The organism is Micromonospora sp. RTGN7 (assembly GCF_033804645.1).
Taxonomy (GTDB): Bacteria; Actinomycetota; Actinomycetes; order Mycobacteriales; family Micromonosporaceae; genus Micromonospora.
Window position 1 is genome coordinate 98,654 of sequence record NZ_JAPZLF010000015.1, and the last position, 17,359, is coordinate 116,012.

At 75.2% G+C, this 17,359-nt stretch carries 10 protein-coding genes; 9 read left to right on the forward strand and 1 reads right to left on the reverse strand.

Annotation, left to right across the window (positions count from 1 at the left end):
• Positions 1 to 5: 5 nt before the first annotated feature.
• From SNR22_RS21550 to SNR22_RS21580, 7 genes are all read left to right on the forward strand, one after another.
• The gene (locus SNR22_RS21550; RefSeq protein WP_320068436.1) at positions 6 to 215 is read left to right on the forward strand and encodes a hypothetical protein; all 210 of its coding nucleotides are present in this window, start codon (positions 6 to 8) and stop codon (positions 213 to 215) included.
• Between the two features lie 75 nt (positions 216 to 290).
• Positions 291 to 629, forward strand: a complete 339-nt coding sequence (locus SNR22_RS21555; RefSeq protein ID WP_320068437.1) for a hypothetical protein — start codon at positions 291 to 293, stop codon at positions 627 to 629.
• A gap of 165 nt (positions 630 to 794) precedes the next feature.
• The gene (locus SNR22_RS21560) at positions 795 to 1,097 is read left to right on the forward strand and encodes a hypothetical protein (protein WP_320068438.1); all 303 of its coding nucleotides are present in this window, start codon (positions 795 to 797) and stop codon (positions 1,095 to 1,097) included.
• Positions 1,046 to 1,408: an acyl carrier protein gene (locus SNR22_RS21565; RefSeq protein ID WP_320068439.1), complete on the forward strand. Its 363-nt coding sequence runs from the start codon at positions 1,046 to 1,048 to the stop codon at positions 1,406 to 1,408. Before SNR22_RS21560 ends, SNR22_RS21565 begins: the two co-directional genes overlap by 52 nt.
• A 125-nt stretch (positions 1,409 to 1,533) precedes the next feature.
• Positions 1,534 to 2,433: an ABC transporter ATP-binding protein gene (locus SNR22_RS21570; protein ID WP_320068440.1), complete on the forward strand. Its 900-nt coding sequence runs from the start codon at positions 1,534 to 1,536 to the stop codon at positions 2,431 to 2,433.
• Positions 2,430 to 3,491: an iron-siderophore ABC transporter substrate-binding protein gene (locus SNR22_RS21575; protein ID WP_320068441.1), complete on the forward strand. Its 1,062-nt coding sequence runs from the start codon at positions 2,430 to 2,432 to the stop codon at positions 3,489 to 3,491. Before SNR22_RS21570 ends, SNR22_RS21575 begins: the two co-directional genes overlap by 4 nt.
• The gene (locus SNR22_RS21580) at positions 3,488 to 5,578 is read left to right on the forward strand and encodes an iron ABC transporter permease (protein WP_320068442.1); all 2,091 of its coding nucleotides are present in this window, start codon (positions 3,488 to 3,490) and stop codon (positions 5,576 to 5,578) included. The genes SNR22_RS21575 and SNR22_RS21580 overlap by 4 nt, the downstream gene beginning before the upstream one ends.
• Here SNR22_RS21580 and SNR22_RS21585 read toward each other — a convergent pair.
• Positions 5,542 to 6,318 carry an alpha/beta hydrolase gene (locus SNR22_RS21585; protein ID WP_320068443.1) on the reverse strand — a complete coding sequence of 259 codons (777 nt, stop codon included), beginning with the start codon at positions 6,316 to 6,318 and terminating at the stop codon, positions 5,542 to 5,544. The two genes, SNR22_RS21580 and SNR22_RS21585, sit on opposite strands and share 37 nt — an antisense overlap.
• Positions 6,319 to 6,525: 207 nt before the next feature.
• Here SNR22_RS21585 and SNR22_RS21590 point away from each other — a divergent pair, with 207 nt between their 5' ends.
• Together SNR22_RS21590 and SNR22_RS21595 are read left to right on the forward strand one after the other, a co-directional pair.
• The gene (locus SNR22_RS21590) at positions 6,526 to 6,777 is read left to right on the forward strand and encodes a hypothetical protein (RefSeq protein ID WP_320068444.1); all 252 of its coding nucleotides are present in this window, start codon (positions 6,526 to 6,528) and stop codon (positions 6,775 to 6,777) included.
• Between the two features lie 470 nt (positions 6,778 to 7,247).
• Positions 7,248 to 17,330, forward strand: coding sequence for a type I polyketide synthase (locus SNR22_RS21595; protein ID WP_413775678.1), 10,083 nt, complete (start codon positions 7,248 to 7,250; stop codon positions 17,328 to 17,330).
• Positions 17,331 to 17,359 lie beyond the last annotated feature (29 nt).

Below are 17,359 nucleotides of genomic sequence, written 5' to 3' on the forward strand. Positions count from 1 at the left end.
CGGGCATGGCAGGGATCGATGACATCGCGAAGCTGGCAGATATCGCCGACGGCCAGTGGGGGCAGGTGACCGCCGAACAAGCCGGGCGAGTGGGGGTTCGTGAAGCAGCGTTGGCCGAACTCGAAGCACTTCACCTGATCGAGCCGGTGATGGACGGAGTGGTTCGCTTACGCGCTGGCGGGCGGCATTCGATGCCGCGGCTGTACGCCGCGTGACTCCGGCTGGCCCCAGAGACGCCCGGGTGGGAAAGGTCCTTGCCGGATAGCGGAGTGGTGTCACACCGCTCTGCGGTGCGCCTGTACCGACTCGGAGACCTGCCCGGTGATCATCCGCAGTTCACGATAGGTGCCGGTGTCGTGGCGCGGGGCGGACGCGCGCCGCAAGTTGATTTGGGCCCAGGGTCGTGGCAGTGGGTGGACGGGTTGCCGGTCACCACGCCTGCGCGGACTCTGCTCGACTTGGCCGATGCTGAGCCGCTGGATATCACAGAGGCGCAGTCGCTGGTCCGCGGATTCATTCGGGGCGGATGGGCGACCGCGGAGGATCTCACGGCGAATTTCAGCCTCGCCGAGCGCCGTCGGTGGGCTCCCCTGCTGGAGGCGCTCCAGACCGAAGCGGTGCAGCCATGACTGTCGACGTCGGCACCACCGAAGCGTTTCGGGACGCCTTTCCTACCTGGAGAGACCTGCGGGCTCACCTTGCAGCGGCCGTCCGGTATCCGGAAACAACGAGGATCGGGCACTGCATCAGATCTTGATGGCCGACTTCACCACGCGATTGTCGACGCAGGGGGAGTGGCTGCTGTCCCCACCGAGTCCGACGGCACCGCCGTGGCGGCGCTGCGAGCCGGCGCGGCCGAGCCGGCCGCCCTGCTGGCCGCCCTCGCCGCCCTGCACGCCGGCGGCCGGAACGTGGACTGGGCCCTCGCCCGGGCGGTCCGGGACGAGGCGTCGGTCGTGGTGGCGGACGTGCGCTGGGAGCGGTTCGTGCCGACCTTCGCCGCCCTGCGTCCAGCCCCGCCAGCGTGCTGGGTCACGCCGACGGTGTGGGGCTGGAACCGGACCGCGCGTTCCGGGAGGTCGGCTTCGACTCGATGACGGCCGTGGAGTTGCGCAACCGGCTCCGTGCCGCCAGCGGGGTGCAGTTGCCCGCGAGCGTGGTGTTCGACTATCCGACGCCGGCCGTGCTGGCCCGGCACCTGCGCGACCAGTTGGTCGAGGGCGGCGGCTCGACGGCGGCGCCGCTGCTGGCGGAACTCGAACGGCTCGACGGCGCTCGCCACCAGGCAGTCCGGGACTCGACGGGCGGGGCGGCGGCGGTGGTGACGAAGGTTACCCCCGCCCCGGGCCGGTCGGTGGTCCGTGCTCGTATCGCGCTTGATGTCCGGAATGTGCGGCGACTGTCCTAAGCGCAGGATTGCTGCCGCCCGGAACATCACCTAGCCTCCGTGAAGCAAGGCAAGGCAACCCTTACTTGGGCTACCTCGACCCGGGGCGTCCTGCGCCTGCCACCCCGCGAATTCGGAGCCGACCGATGCCCGTGACCCTTGCGCCCCTCGCCGACCGGAGAGAGGCCGCCAGCTCGACGGCGGCGGCCGCCTTGCGCGGCGACGAACTGGTGCTGCGCTACGGAAAGACCGCGGTGGTGCACGGCGTCTCGGTGACGCTGGCCCCCGGTCGCGTGACGGCGCTGGTCGGGCCGAACGGCAGCGGGAAGTCGACGCTGCTGCGCGCCCTCGCCCGGTTGCACCGCGTGGACGGCGGCGAGGTGCTGCTCGGCCACCGCGACGGGCGGCCCGAGCGGGCGGTGTCGCTGCTCAGCGTGCGCCAGTTCGCGCGGGAGGTCACGCTCTTCGCCCAGTCGCGGCAGGCCCCCCACGGGCTCACGGTGCACGAGGTCGTCTCGTTCGGGCGCCACCCGCACCGGCGCCGCTTCGCCGGCCCGTCCCCGGTTGACCGGACGGCGGTCGGGCGCGCGATGGAGGTCACCGGCGTACGGGACATGGCCGAGCGGCCGGTCGGCGAGCTCTCCGGTGGCGAGATGCAGCGGGTCTGGCTGGCCGCCTGCCTGGCCCAGGAGACCGGCGTCGTGCTCCTCGACGAGCCGACGAACCATCTCGACCTGCGCTACCAGATCGAGACGCTCGACCTCATCCGGGATCTCGTCGACGACCACGGCGTCGCCGTCGGCGTCGTGCTGCACGACCTCGACCACGCCGCACGCGTCGCGGACACGCTGCTGCTCATGCGCGCCGGGCACATCCACGCCGCAGGCGACCCGGTCGAGGTGCTCACCGCCGCACACATCGGCGAGGTCTACGACCTGTGCGTGGAGGTCGAGGTCGACCCCCGCACCGGCCGCCTTCGCATCGACCCGGTCGGCCGGCATCCCGCACGGAACCGGAACATCAACTCAGGAGAAGAACCCGCATGATCCTTGGCACCCGCCTCGCGGCCACCGCCGCGACGCTCAGCGCGATCGCCGTGACCCTCACGGCCTGCGGCACCACGAAGGTCGACGAACCCGCCGCCGGCGGCTCGACCGCCCCCTCGTCGCAGACGTGCGCCGACGACAAGACAACAACATCGACCGGCCCGGTGTCGCTGACCGACGGCGTCGGCCGCAAGGTCGAGCTCGCCAAGCCCGCCCAGCGGGTCGCGGTGCTGGAATGGCAGCAGACCGAGGACGTGCTCACGCTCTGCCTCACCCCGGTCGCGGCCGCCGACACCAAGGGTTACGGCACCTACGTGAAGGCGGAGCCGCTCCCGGCGAGCGTCGTCAACACCGGCGAGCGCGGCGAGCCCGACCTCGACGCGCTGTACGCCACGAAGCCCGACCTGATCATCGTGGAGGCGTTCAAGGCCGACGACGAGCAGATCGCCAAGCTGGAGAAGCGTGGCGTTCCCGTGCTTGCCACGGTCGGGGCCGACGCCTCGGGCCAGATCGCGAACATGAAGAAGGTGTTCTCGATGATCGGTCAGGCCACCGGCCGCACCGAGCGCGCCGAGCTGGTGTTGCGGCAGTTCGACGAACACCTCGCCGAGGCCAGGAAGAAGGCCGCCGCCGCGAACATCAGGTCCAAGGACTTCCTGTTCTTCGACGGCTGGATCGAAGGCGGCAACGTCGTCATCCGCCCCTACGGCAAGGGTGCCCTGTTCACCGAGCTCGGCGAGCAGCTCGGCATGACCACGGCCTGGACCGACAAGATCAACGCGGCCTACGGCAGCGGCGGCGTGGACCCCTCGTACGGTCTCGCGCAGACCGACATCGAGGGACTCACCGCCGTCGGGAGCGCCAGCCTGTTCTACTCCGACGACGACACTCCGGACAGCTACGTCAAGGAACTGCGCAAGAGCTCGATCTGGACCGCGCTGCCGGCCGTGAAGGAAGGCCGGGCGTACGCCTTCCCCGCAGGTGTCTGGGGAGCCGGTGGCCCGAAGTCGAACGAGGCCGCGATCGACGCGTACGTGAAGATCCTGACCGGGAAGTGACCGACACCGCCGCGCCGCGGCCGCTGCCCCGCGTCGGGCTCGGCCGTGGCGCGAGCGGGACGGCCGTCCTGGCCGTCCTGCTCGTCCTCGTCGTCGTGACCGGGCTGTGGCACGTCACGCAGGGCACCTCCGGGGTGGGCTTCTGGGACCTGCTGCGCCACCTCCTCGGGGCGCGCGAGGACGTCGGCGGCGTACCGGTCGCCAACGTGCTGACCGGGTCCCGCCTGCCGCGCGTGCTCGCCGGGATCGCCGTCGGCGTGGCCCTCGGCGCGGCCGGGGCGCTGCTCCAGTCGGTCACCCGCAACGCGCTGGCCGCCCCGGACACGCTCGCCGTCACCGCCGGGTCCTACTTCGCCCTCTGCGCGGTCGCCGCGTTCGGCCTCGCGGTGCCGCTGTGGGCCTCGGGCGCCGTCGCCTTCGCCGGCGGCCTCCTCGCCGCCGGGATCGTGCTCGGCCTCGTCGGCACCGCCTCGGGCACCGCATCGACGCGGCTCATCCTCGCCGGCTCGGCGGTCGCGATGGCCCTCGACGCGGCCACCGCCACCCTGCTGATCCTGTTCAAGGAGAGCACCACCGGGCTCTACGCCTGGGGCAGCGGCTCCCTGGCCCAGCTCAACATCGACGCCGCCATGCGCGCCGTTCCCGTCATCGTCGTCGTGCTCGCCGTCGCCGTGCTGCTGGCCCGGCGACTCGACGTGCTCGGCCTCGGCGACGACACCGCCGCCTCGCTCGGCGTGCCGATCCGCTCGACCCGGGTCGTCGCCGTGCTCTGCGCCGTCCTGCTGACCAGCATCTCGGTGACGCTGGCCGGCCCCATCGCCTTCGTCGGCCTCGCCGCCCCGGTCGCGGTGCGCCTCGCGGCCAACCGCATCGGCGTGCTGAGCCGGCACGCCTTCCTGATCCCCGCCTGCGGGCTGGCCGGGGCGCTCCTGGTGCTCCTCGCCGACGTCGTGCTCCGGGCGGTCCTCGGTGCCCAGGCGGCCGCCTCGATCCCCACCGGCATCCCCACCTCGCTGCTCGGCGCCATCGTCATCGTGATCCTCGCGCTCCGGCTCCGCGACGCGGGGGCGGCGCGCGACGCGCCCCGGGCCTCCGTCGCCCTCCGCTCGCGCCGCCGCTTCCTCGCCGTGGCGGTCGTCGCGGCCGGCCTGCTCGTCGCGGCGGTGCTGGTCGGTCTGCTGGCCGGCAGCCTGTGGCTACGCGCCGGCGACATCGCGCTCTGGCTCCAGGGCGCCGCGCCGGACCTGATCGGCCGGGCCCTCGATGACCGCGCCCCCCGGGTCGCGGCGGCCGTCGTCGCCGGCGCGGCGCTCGCCCTGGCCGGAACCGTCGTGCAGGGCACGGTACGCAACCCGCTGGCCGAGCCGGGCGTGCTCGGCATCACCGCCGGCGCCGGCCTCGGCGCGGTGATCGTGGTGACCTCGGGTGTGTCCGGCGGACGTCCCGTGCTCATCGTCACGGCCGTCGCGATGGGACTCGCCACCTTCGCGCTCATCGCCCTGCTGGCGTGGCGCGGCGGGCTCCTGCCCGACCGTTTCCTGCTCGTCGGCATCGGCTGTGGCTACGCGCTCAGCAACATCAGCACCTTCCTGCTCCTGCGCGCCGACCCGTGGGACACGCCCCGGATCCTCACCTGGCTCTCGGGCACGACCTACGGCCGGTCCTTCGCCGACGTGCTGCCGGTCGCGCTCGTGCTCCTCCTCGCGACCCCCGTGGTGCTGGGAATGCGCCGCCAACTCGATCTCCTGGCGATCGACGAGGACACCCCGCGGATCTTCGGCGTCCGCCGCGACGGCGCGCGCCTGGCACTGCTGACGATCGCGGCGGTCGTGGCGGCGGTGAGCGTGATCGCGGTCGGCGTGGTCGGCTTCGTCGGGCTCGTCGCCCCCCACATCGCCCGCAGCCTCGTCGGCGTGCGACACGGGCGCATCATCCCGGTCGCCATGCTGATCGGCGGCCTGCTCGTCTGCGTCGCCGACGCCCTCGGCCGCACGCTCATCGCCCCCTCGCAGATCCCCGCCGGGCTGATGATGGCCCTCGTCGGAGCGCCCTACTTCGTCTGGCTGCTGCGCCGCTCACGGCTCTGACCGGCGGCCTGCCGCACGAAGTCGCGGACGATCGCCCCGACCAGCTCGGGGCGCTCGGCGAGGAGGCCGTGCGTGGCGCCCGGCACCACGCACAACTGCGCACCCGGAATCGACGCGGCGATGAGCAGGCTGTGGCCGGGCGGGATCGTGTCCCGGTCGCCCGACATCACCAGCACCGGCGCCGCGATCCGGGCGAGCGCGGCCGGGTCGATGTGCGGTTCGCTCCGCCAGAGGCGGAACAGCTTGGCGAGTACGACGTCCGCGTGCCCTGGCCCGTCCGGGGAGAGGCGTTCGTAGTGCATCCGCTCGACGTCCGGTCCTGGCTCCCTTTCGAGCGGGGCGAGCACGGGGGAGGCGGAGTCCGTGAACGCCGACGGGTCGAGGTTCGCGCTGATCGCGGTCAGCGACCGCACCCGCGCCGGATGGTCGAGGGCGAGCAGCAGCCCGATGATCGCGCCGTCGCTGTAGCCGACGACGTGCGCCGATTCGAGGCCGACGGCGTCGAGGTAGGCCAGGGTGTCGGCGACCCCGCGCGCGTAGTCGTACTCCCCGTCGATGTCGGCCGACCGGCCGTGCCCGGGACGCTCGAAGGCGTACACCCGGTGATCCGGAACGAGCGCGTCGGAGGGCGCCCGCATCGACTCCAGGGAGCAGAAGCCGCCGTGCAGCAGCAGGACGGGACCGCCCTCGCCGACGACCTCCGAATACAGGTCGACGTCGCCGATCCGGAGGTAGGCCATGTGTTCCCGTCACCATTTTCCGAGTGTGTGAGCCCGGCACGGCGCTTAGCGCCCGCGCGGCACCGTGCTCCGGCGGCCTGGGCCGTGCGGAGGGGCGTCCGGGCGCGGTGAAAACCGTGGTCAGCGTACGCCTCCCGCAGCGCGCCGCCCGACGGCCGGGCCGTCGGGCTGGGTGCCGGCGGCGAGGCCGTCGCCCGGCACGAGAAGGTGGTCGGCGCGGACGACTGGCGGCGGTTGCCCGCCGAACACCGGGCGGGGTATCTGCTCGACGTCACCCGCGCGTACCTCCAGATCGGAGACCCACTCACGGCCGGACGCGCCCTGGTCGACGCGAACCGCACCGCACCTGTCGAAGTCCGGCTACGGCCGGTGGCCCGTACCCTGCTCACCGACCTGACCCGCCACGGACCGGTCCCGGCCGACGTGGCCCAACTCGCCACGGCCCTCGGTATCGGGTGATGACCGCCCGGCGGCGATTCCCTTCCGTGACCACCCAATCCGGACAGCACGTTTCGTGCTCAGAATATTGTGCGAATGGCCAACTGCGCGACGTCATGCATCGTTACGCGGAATGGTTCGATGTGCCATAGTGGAAAGGCTGGCGGGTGCGTGGTGTCGACGAGAACGGCGAAGCCGGCCGGGCGGGTGTCGCACCCGCCCGGCCGCCGGTCGGCGGGTGCCGGCCGGTGCCCCGGTCGAGGGGCGCCCCGTCCCAGCCTGCTGCCCTGCTCGTAGGGGCAGCGCTAGGGGCACGCTAGGGGTTGGCAGCGCGGTCCGGGGCCAAATACCTTCCTCCGGTAAGTAAGACCTGATCTGCGCCACAGCATTTTTATCTGGGCAATTTGTGGTCGGTGCAATGGGCTCTGGTATTCGCGGCTTGAGGCGTCTGTGGACGGTATTGGGCCGCCTGGTGGTTCCGGCCCGAAAAGGTGGCGGCAATGGCGAATGAAGATACGCTACGGGAGTACCTGAAATGGGTGACCGCCGACCTCCACCAGACCAGGAGGAAGCTCGGCGAGGTTGAGGCCGCCAGCCGCGAGCCGATCGCGATCGTCGGCATGGCCTGCCGCTTTCCCGGCGGGGTGCGCTCCCCGGAGGACCTGTGGCAGCTCGTCGCCTCGGGCGCCGACGCCCGCTCCGGGTTCCCCGCCGACCGTGGCTGGGACCTGACCCGGCTGTTCCACCCCGACCCCGACCACCCCGGCACCTCGTACGTCTCCGAGGGCGGCTTCGTCGACTCGGCGGCCGAGTTCGACGCGGGGTTCTTCGGCATCTCCCCGCGCGAGGCGCTGGCGATGGACCCGCAGCAGCGGCTGCTGCTGGAGACGTCGTGGGAGGCGTTCGAGCACGCCGGCATCGACGCGTCCGCGCTCCGCGGCCACCAGGTCGGCGTCTTCGCCAGCACCACCGGCCAGGACTACGCGGCGCTGCTCCAGCCGCCGCCGGCCGGCACCGAGGGGTACGTCCTCACCGGCACGGCGGCGAGCGTGGTCTCCGGCCGGATCTCGTACGCCCTCGGCCTCGAGGGCCCCGCCGTCAGCGTCGACACCGCCTGCTCCTCGTCGCTGGTCGCCCTGCACCTGGCCGCCCAGGCGCTGCGGCAGGGGGAGTGCACCCTGGCGCTGGCCGGCGGCGCCACGATCATGTCCACCCCGTCGGCTTTCCTCGGCTTCAGTCGGCAACGCGGGTTGGCCGCCGACGGCCGGTGCAAGTCTTTCGCCGCCGCCGCCGACGGCACCGCCTGGGGCGAGGGGGTCGGCCTGCTGCTGGTCGAGCGGCTCTCCGACGCCCGCCGGCACGGCCACCCCGTCCTCGCCGTGGTCCGGGGCAGCGCCGTCAACCAGGATGGCGCGTCCAACGGTCTTACCGCGCCCAACGGCCCGTCCCAGCAGCGGGTCGTCCTCCAGGCCCTGGCCAGCGCCCGCCTGGCGCCCGAGCAGGTCGACGTGGTGGAGGCGCACGGCACCGGCACCACCCTCGGCGACCCGATCGAGGCGCAGGCGTTGCTGGCCACGTACGGGCAGGGCCGGCCGGCGGACCGGCCGCTCTGGCTGGGCTCGGTGAAGTCGAACATCGGCCACACCCAGGCCGCCGCCGGCGTCGCCGGGGTGATCAAGATGGTGATGGCGTTGCGGCACGAGACGGTGCCGGCGACGCTGCACGTCGACGCGCCCACCCCCAACGTGGACTGGACGGCCGGCGCGGTGTCGCTGGTGACCCGGGCCCAGCCGTGGGCGGCCGGTGACCAGCCGCGCCGGGCCGGGGTGTCGTCGTTCGGGATGAGCGGCACCAACGCCCACGTGATCATCGAGGAGGCGCCCGCCGAGGCCGCCCCCACGACCGCCGACACCCCCGCGCCCACCACCGCCGGTCAGGGCGCGGCCACCACCGCCGGGGACGGTGCGGGCACTGTGACGGCGGCCGGCGACGGACCCGCCCCGATCACCGGCGCCGGCCTCGTGCCGGTGCTGCTCTCCGCCCGCGAGGCGGCGGCGCTCGCCGACCAGGCGACCCGCTGGGCCGACTGGGTCGACGCCCGTCCCGACCTGCGGCTGTCTGACCTGGGCTGGTCGGCGGCCACCACCCGGGCCCGGCTGGAGCACCGGGCGGTGCTGCTCGCCGCCGACCGCGCCGACCTGCTCGCCGGGCTGCGCGCGCTCGCCGCCGGCCACGACGCCCCCGGGCTGATCACCGGTGCCGGCCCGCGCGGCGGCCAGTTGGCCTTCCTCTTCTCCGGCCAGGGGGCGCAGCGCTGCGGCATGGGCCGCGACCTGGCCGCCGCGTTCCCGGTCTTCGCCGGCGCGCTGGCCGAGGTCTGCGCCGAACTGGACCGTCACCTGCCCCGGCCGCTGGCCCCGGTGCTCTTCGCCGCCGAGGGCGACGAGGCCGCCGCGCTGCTTCACCAGACCCTGTTCACCCAGGCCGGGCTCTTCGCCGTCGAGGTGGCGCTGTTCCGGCTCCTGGCCAGCTGGGGGATCGTCCCCGATGTCCTGCTCGGCCACTCGATCGGCGAGCTGGCGGCGGCCCACGTGGCCGGCGTGCTGACCCTGCCGGACGCCGCCGCCGTCGTGGCCGCGCGCGGCCGGCTGATGCAGGCCCTGCCCGCGGGCGGCGCGATGCTGTCGGTCCAGCTCCCCGCCGACGCGGTCCGGGCCGCCCTGGCCGGCCTCGAGGACTCCGTCGCGGTCGCCGCAGTGAACGGCCCCACCTCCGTGGTGGTCTCCGGGGCCGCCGACGCGGTGGAGGAACTCGAACGACGCTGGGCCGACCAGGGGGTACGGACCAAGCCGCTGCGGGTCAGCCACGCCTTCCACAGCCCGCTGATGGCACCGATGCTCGACGAGTTCGCCGCCGTGCTGCGCGGGGTCGAGCTGCACCCGCCGACCCTGCCGATCGTGTCGAACCTGACCGGCGAGGTCGTCGACCCGGATGCCGTGCGCACCCCCGAGTACTGGGTACGGCACGTGCGGGAGGCCGTCCGGTTCGCCGACGGCGTGGACCGGCTCTGCGCCATGGGCGTGCGTACCTTCCTGGAGGTCGGCCCCAGCGGGGTGCTCACCGCGCTCACCCGCGACCTCCTCGCCGCCACCGGCCGCGACGAGGGCCGGGCCGCGACGGCGCTGCTGCGCCGCGACCGCACCGAACCCGGCTCCGCGTTCGCCGCCCTCGCCGAGCTGCACACCGGCGGGGTCGACGTGGACTGGGCGGCGCTCTTCGCAGGCACCGACGCCGCGCGGGTGCCGCTGCCCAGCTACGTCTTCCGCCGCCAGCGGTTCTGGCCCGAGCCCCCGCCCGCCCCCGCCGCGCTCGCCGCCCCGGGCTCCGACGACGGGTTCTGGGCGGCCCTCGACGGCGCCGACGCCGAGACCCTCGGCGGCGAGCTGGGCGTCGACCCCGACGACGACGCCGTCCGGGCGCTGCTGCCCGCCCTGCCGGTGCTCGCCTCCTGGCGACGGGCCCGCCGGGAACGGTCCCGCGCCGACGACTGGTCGTACCAGGTGGCCTGGAAGCCCGTGCCGGTCGCCGACCGGGCCGCACCTCCCGGCCGCTGGCTGGTGGTGCTGCCCGCCGCCGACGCCCCCACCTGGGCCGACGGGCTGGCCGACCTGCTGCCCGACGCCGACCGGCTCGTCGTCGGCGCGGCCGACCTGGACCGCGCGGCGCTGGCCGCCCGGCTGGCGGAGAGCACCGGCGAACGGCCGGTCGACGGGATGCTGCTGGTCGTCGCCGGCCAGGACCGGCTGCTGCCCGAGCACCCGGGCGTCACTCTCGCCGCCGCCACCGCCCTCGCGTTGGTCCAGGCCGTCACCGACCTGGACCTGGTCGCCCCGCTCTGGTGCGTCACCAGCGGCGCGGTCGCCGCCGCCCCGGCAGACCTGGTGGACCACCCGTTGCAGAACCAGGTCTGGGGGCTCGGCCGCGCCGCAGCCGTCGAGCAGCCGCACCGCTGGGGCGGCCTGATCGACCTGCCGTCCACCGTGGACGAGACCGTCGCCCGCCGGCTGGCCGCGGTGCTCGCCGACGGTACGGAGGACCAGGTGGCCGTCCGGTCCGGCGGCGTCTGGGCCCGCCGGCTCCTGACCGCCCCGGCCGCCGTGGACGACCCGCCGGCCGTCGACTGGGCCGCCGGCACGATCCTGGTCACCGGTGGCACCGGCGGGCTCGGCGGCCACCTCACCCGCTGGCTGCTCGATCGGGGCGCCCGCCAGGTGGTGCTGGCCAGCCGCCGGGGCGCCGCCGCCCCCGCCGTGGCGCAACTGCTCGAGACGTACGGCGCGGACGGGCGGGTCACCGCCGCCACCTGCGACGTGACCGACCGGTCGTCCGTGGCCGCCCTGGTGGACTCGCTGCCGGGGCTGACCGCCGTGGTGCACGCCGCCGGCACCGACCAGCTCACCCCGCTGACCGGCACCACCCTCGACGAGTTCTCGCAGGTCGTCGCCGGGAAGGTGCTCGGCGCCCTGCACCTCGACGATTGCCTCGCCGACCGCCCGCTCGCCGCGTTCGTGCTCTTCTCCTCCATCTCCGGGGTGTGGGGCAGCGCCGGCCAGTGCGCGTACGGGGCCGGCAACTCGCTGCTGGACGCCCTCGCGGTCAACCGGCGCGGCCGAGGGCTGCCGGCCACCGCCGTGTCCTGGACCGCCTGGGGCGGCGAGGGCGGCATGGCCGCCGAGAACGTGGCCACCGCGCAGCTCCACCGGATGGGTCTGCCCCCGATCGCCCCCGATCAGGCGCTCGTCGCGCTGGAGCGGGCCACCCGCCGGCCCACCGGATGCGTCACCGTCGCCGACGTGGACTGGGCCCGGTTCCACCCGGCGTTCACCGTGACCCGGCCCAGCCCGTTCCTCGCCGACCTGCCGCAGGTGCGGGCCCTGCTCGACGCCGAGGACGCCGCCGCGCCCGCGCCGGGCACCGTCGCCGAACCGCTGCGTTCCCTGGCCGGCCTGGCCCCCACCGACCAGGAGCGCGAACTGCTGCGGCTGGTCAACGAGCAGACCGTCGCGGTCCTCGGCCACGCCACCGCGGACGAGCTGCGCGGTCGCCCCTTCAAGGACCTGGGCTTCGACTCGCTGACCGCCGTGGACTTCCGGGGCCGGATGAACACCGCCACCGGCCTGCGCCTGCCCACCACCCTCGTCTTCGACTACCCCACCCCCGGCGAGTTGGCCGCGCACCTGCGCGAACTGGTCTTCGGCACCGACACCGCCGACGCGGCACGGGACACCGTCGTTCCCGCCGACGAGCCCGTGGCCATCGTCGGCATGGCCTGCCGGTACCCGGGCGGCGTCGGCGGGCCGGAGGAGCTGTGGCGGCTCGTCGCCGACGGCGTCGACGCCGTCTCGGCGTTCCCCACCGACCGGGGCTGGGAGATCCCCGAGGGCCTCGACGGGGCCCAGGGCCCCGCCGGTGGCTTCCTCTACGACGTGTCTGACTTCGACCCCGCGTTCTTCGAGATCTCGCCCCGCGAGGCACTCGCCATGGACCCGCAGCAGCGGCTCACCCTGGAGGCGTCCTGGGAGGCGCTGGAGCGGGCCGGGGTGGACCCGGCGGAGCTGCGCGGCACCCGCACCGGCGTCTTCGTGGGCGCCTCCACCTCCGGGTACGGCAGCGGGCTGACCGAGGTCCCCGAGGGCGTCGAGGGATACCTGATGACCGGGGCCGCGCACAGCGTGATCTCCGGCCGGGTCGCGTACGCCCTGGGGTTGGAGGGGCCGGCGGTCACCGTCGACACCGCCTGCTCCTCGTCGCTGGTGGCGCTGCACCTGGCCGGGGCGGCGCTGCGCCGGGGCGAGTGTGATCTGGCCCTGGCCGGCGGTGTGGCGGTGATGGCCACCCCCACCGCGTTCCAGGAGTTCTCCCGGCAGGGCGGGCTGGCCGCCGACGGCCGGTGCAAGTCCTTCGCCGCCGCAGCCGACGGCACCGGCTGGGCCGAGGGCGTCGGCATGCTGCTGGTGCAGCGCCTCTCCGACGCCCGCCGGGAGGGCCGCCGGGTCCTCGCCGTGGTACGCGGTTCGGCGGTGAACTCCGACGGCGCGTCGAACGGGCTGACCGCCCCGAACGGGCCGTCGCAGCAGCGGGTGATCCGGCAGGCCCTGGCCAGCGCCCGGCTGACCACGGCCGACGTGGACGTCGTCGAGGCGCACGGCACCGGCACCGTCCTCGGCGACCCGATCGAGGCGCAGGCGCTGCTGGCCACGTACGGCCAGGGCCGCGACGGCGCGGAACCGCTGCTGCTCGGGTCGATCAAGTCGAACATCGGGCACTCCCAGGCCGCCGCCGGGATGGCCGGCGTGATCAAGATGGTGCTGGCCATGCGGGAGGGGCTGGTCCCGGCCTCCCTGCACGCCGACGAGCCGTCCCCGCACATCGACTGGTCGGCCGGGGCGGTGGAACTGGTCACCCGGGCCCGCCCCTGGCCGGCGGTGGACCGGCCACGCCGGGCCGCGGTCTCCTCCTTCGGAATCTCCGGCACCAACGCCCACGTGGTCGTCGAGTTGCCCGCCACCGACGCCCCGGCCGGCGAGGCCACCGACGGCCCAACCGGCGAGGCCACCGCCGCCCCCGGGCTGGTCGCCTCCGACGTGGTGGTGTGGCCGCTGTCGGCGCGTTCCACGGCCGCCCTGGCCGCGCAGGCCACCCGGCTGGCCCGGCACCTGCGGGAACACCCCGGGCTGGATCCGGCGGCGGTGGCCTGGTCGCTGGCCACCACCCGGTCGGCGTTCGACCGCCGGGCCGCCGTGCTCGGCGCGGGCACCCCCGAGCTGCTGGCGGGGTTGGACGCGCTCGCCGCCGGGGCCCCGGCCGGCAACCTGCTCACCGGCGTCGTCGCCGGCCACGGCCCCGGTCCCGTCCTCGTCCTCCCGGACACCCGGGCGGCCCTCGACGCGGCGGCCGGGCTGGTCGGCCGGTGCCCGGTCCTCGACGACGCCCTCGCCGAGTGCCGACACGCCCTCGCCCCCTGGCTGGACGTCGACCCGGCCGCCCTGCTCACCGGCGCGGACCGCTCCTGGGCCGACCGGCCGGAGCTGGCCCAGCCGGTCGCCTTCGCCGCCGGCGTCGCCCTCGCCGCCGTGTGGCGGCACGCCGGGGTGGCCCCCGCCGCCGTGCTCGGCGACGCCGACGGGGAAATCGCCGCCGCCTGCGTGGCGGGCGTGCTCTCCCTGCCCGACGCGGCCCGGGTGGTCGCCCTGCGGGCCCGGGCCGGCGCGGCCCCGGCCGACCCCGCTGCCAGAGCCGACCGGTTCCGCGCAGAGCTGGCCGGCCTCGCCCCGCAACCGGGCACCGCCCGCCTGCTCTCGGCCGTGACCGGGGACTGGGCCGACCCGGCGTCCCTGGGCGCCGAGCACTGGGCCGACGGCGCACGGCAGTCGGGGGCACTCGACGCCGCCGTGCGGACCGCCGTCGCCGCCGGCCACGTCACCTTCGTGGCGTTGTCGCCGGACCCGGCGTCGACCGCCGAGCTGACCGGAGCCCTCGCCGCGACCGGCGCTGCCGCCCAGGTGCTGGAGACCCTGCGCGGCGACGGCGACGCACCCACCCGACTGCTGGCCGCCCTCGCCGCCGCGTACGCCGTCGGGCTGCCCGTCGACCACCGCCGGATCCTCGCCGGAGCCGACCCGGTGGAACTGCCCACGTATGCGTTCGAGCGGCACCGCTTCTGGCTGGAGCGCACCGGCGCCCACCGGGCGGTGCTGCCCGCCGTCGGCCTCGACGTCGTCGACCACCCGCTGCTCAGCGCCGTCGCCGAGCTGCCCGGCGACGAGGGGCTGCTGTTCACCGGCCGGATCTCGCTGGCCACCCAGCCGTGGCTGGCCGACCACGCCGTGCTCGGCACCGTGCTGCTGCCCGGCACCGCGCTGGTCGAGCTGGCGTCCTGGGCCGGCCGGCACGCCGACGCCGCCTCCGTGGCGGAGCTGAACCTGGAAGCGCCCCTGGTGATCCCCGCCGAGGGCGGCGTCGACCTGCGGGTCCGGGTCGGCCCCGCCGACGACACCGGGCACCGCCCGGTCGCCGTCCACACCCGACCCGACGACGCCGAGCCCGACGGATCCCGGCAGTGGCAGCGGCACGCCTCCGGCCTGCTCGCCGCGACCGAGGACCCAGCCGACGCCCCGGCGGCGGTGTGGCCGCCCGCCGACGCCGAGCCGATCGCCCTCGACGGCCTCTACACCCGCCTCGCCGAGCAGGGCTACCACTACGGCCCGGCGTTCCGGGCCCTGCGCGCCGCGTGGCGCTGCGGCACCGACATCCTCGCCGAGGTGGCCCTGGACGCCGACGCGGCGACCGGCACCACCGCCTTCTCGGTGCACCCCGCGCTGCTGGACGCGGCGCTGCACGCCATCGGTGCCAGCGTCGCCGGCATCGAGGGCAGCCCCGACCCGACCCCGGCGCGGGACACCTCCGACATCCGGCCGGGCCTGCCGTTCACCTGGACCGGCGTGACGATCCGCCCCACCCGCGCCCGGGAGCTGCGGATCCGGCTCACCGCCACCGGCTCCGGCACGTTGGCGCTGAACGTCACCGACACCGGGGCCACGCCGGTGGCCTCCGTCGCCGGCCTGGTCCTGCGGCCCATCTCCGGTGAGCAACTCGGCGTGGCCCGCCGCGCGGCCAGCCGCTCCCTGCACCGCCTCGACTGGATCACCCGGGACGCGGGCCGCGTCGACGACCCGTACCGGCTGGTCGCCCTGGGCGACGACTGGCCCGCCGTCGACCGGTTCGCCGACCTCGACGCCCTGCTCGTCGCCGTGCGCGGCGGCGCACCCGTCCCCGACGCGGTGGTGGTCACCTGCGGCGGGCCGGACCCGGACGAGCCGAACCCGGCCCGGCTGGCGCACCGGGTCAGCCACCGCACGCTCGCCCTCGCCCAACGGTGGCTCGCCGAGGACGCCCTCGCTGCCGCCCGGCTGGTGGTGGTCACCCGCGGCGCGGTCCGGGTCGACCCGGGAGACCGGATCGCCGACGCGCCCGCCGCCACCGGGTGGGGCCTGCTGCGCAGCGCCCAGTCGGAGAACCCGGACCGGATCGTCCTCGTCGACGTCGACGACGACCGGGCTGCCGCCGACCTGCTGCCGGCGGCGCTCGCCACCGGTGAGCCGCAGTTCGCGGTGCGCGTCGGCCAGCTCCGGGTGCCCCGGCTGACCCGGCTGGCCCCGCCGCCCGCCGACCGGCCCGCCCCCGACCTGGCCGCCGGCACCGTCCTGGTCACCGGCGCGACCGGCGCGCTCGGCCGGCTGGTCGCCCGCCGGCTCGCCGACGGGCACGGGGTACGCCACCTGCTGCTGGCCAGCCGCACCGGCGCGGACGCTCCCGGCGTGGCGGCGCTGGTCGAGGAGCTGGCCGAGCTGGGCGCGACCGCCCGGGTGGTCGCCTGCGACGTCGCCGACCGGGACGCGGTGGCCCTGCTGGTCGACCAGATCCCGGCCGACCGGCCGCTCACCGGCGTCGTGCATGCCGCGGGCGTGCTCGACGACGGCATCCTCGGCGCGCTCACCCCGGAGCGCTTCGACACCGTGCTCCGACCCAAGGTCGACGCCGCCTGGCACCTGCACGAGCTGACCGAGAAGCTGGACCTGGCCGCGTTCGTGCTCTTCTCCTCCGCCGCCGGCCTGTTCGGCGGCCCCGGGCAGGCCAACCACGCCGCCGCCAACTGCTTCCTCGACGCCCTCGCCCAGCACCGGCAGGACCGGGGACTGCCCGCCACCTCCATGGCCTGGGGGCCGTGGGCCAACGACACCGGCGACGGGCAGCCGGGGCACGTCGACGAGGAGCGGATGAACCGGGGCGGCTTCGTCCCGCTCGGCGCCGAGGAGGGCATGGACCTGTTCAGCGAGGCGCTGCGCTGCGCCGACCCGGTGGTCGTACCGGTCAATCTCGATCTTGCCCTGATCGGCCGGCACGGGCCCGCCACCGTGCCGCCGGTGCTGCGGGCGCTGGTTCGCCCCGCGACCACCGGCGCGGCTCGCGCCGCCGAGCGGGACCCGGCGGCGGCGCTGCGCGACACCCTCGCCGCCACCGCCGAGGCCGACCGCGACCAGGTCCTGTCCGACCTGGTCCGCACCCACGCCGCCGCAGTCCTCGGGTACGCCTCCATCCGGTCCGTCGACGCCGAGCGCGGCTTCGTCGAACTCGGCTTCGACTCGCTCACCGCCGTCGAGTTCCGCAACCGCCTCAACGTGGCCACCGGCCTGCGCCTGCCGTCCACGCTGATCTACGACCGGCCGACCACCTCCGCCCTCGTGGAGTACCTGCGCGGCGCGCTGCTGGCCGAGCGGAGCACGTCCGCGCTGACGGTGCTCGGCGAGCTGAACAAGCTGGAACACGTCATGCGCACCGTGGCCGACACCGACGCCGACCGGGTCGCCGTCGGCGACCGGCTGCGCGAGCTGGTCTCCCTGTGGACCTACACCGGCTCCGGTGCCCACGACGCCACCGACGACGGCGCGAGCCTCTCCTCGGCCTCCGCAGAGGAGATCTTCAGCTTCCTGGACGAAGAACTCGGCTCGGCTTGACCGGCATGTTCCGCACCCTGATTCCCGAT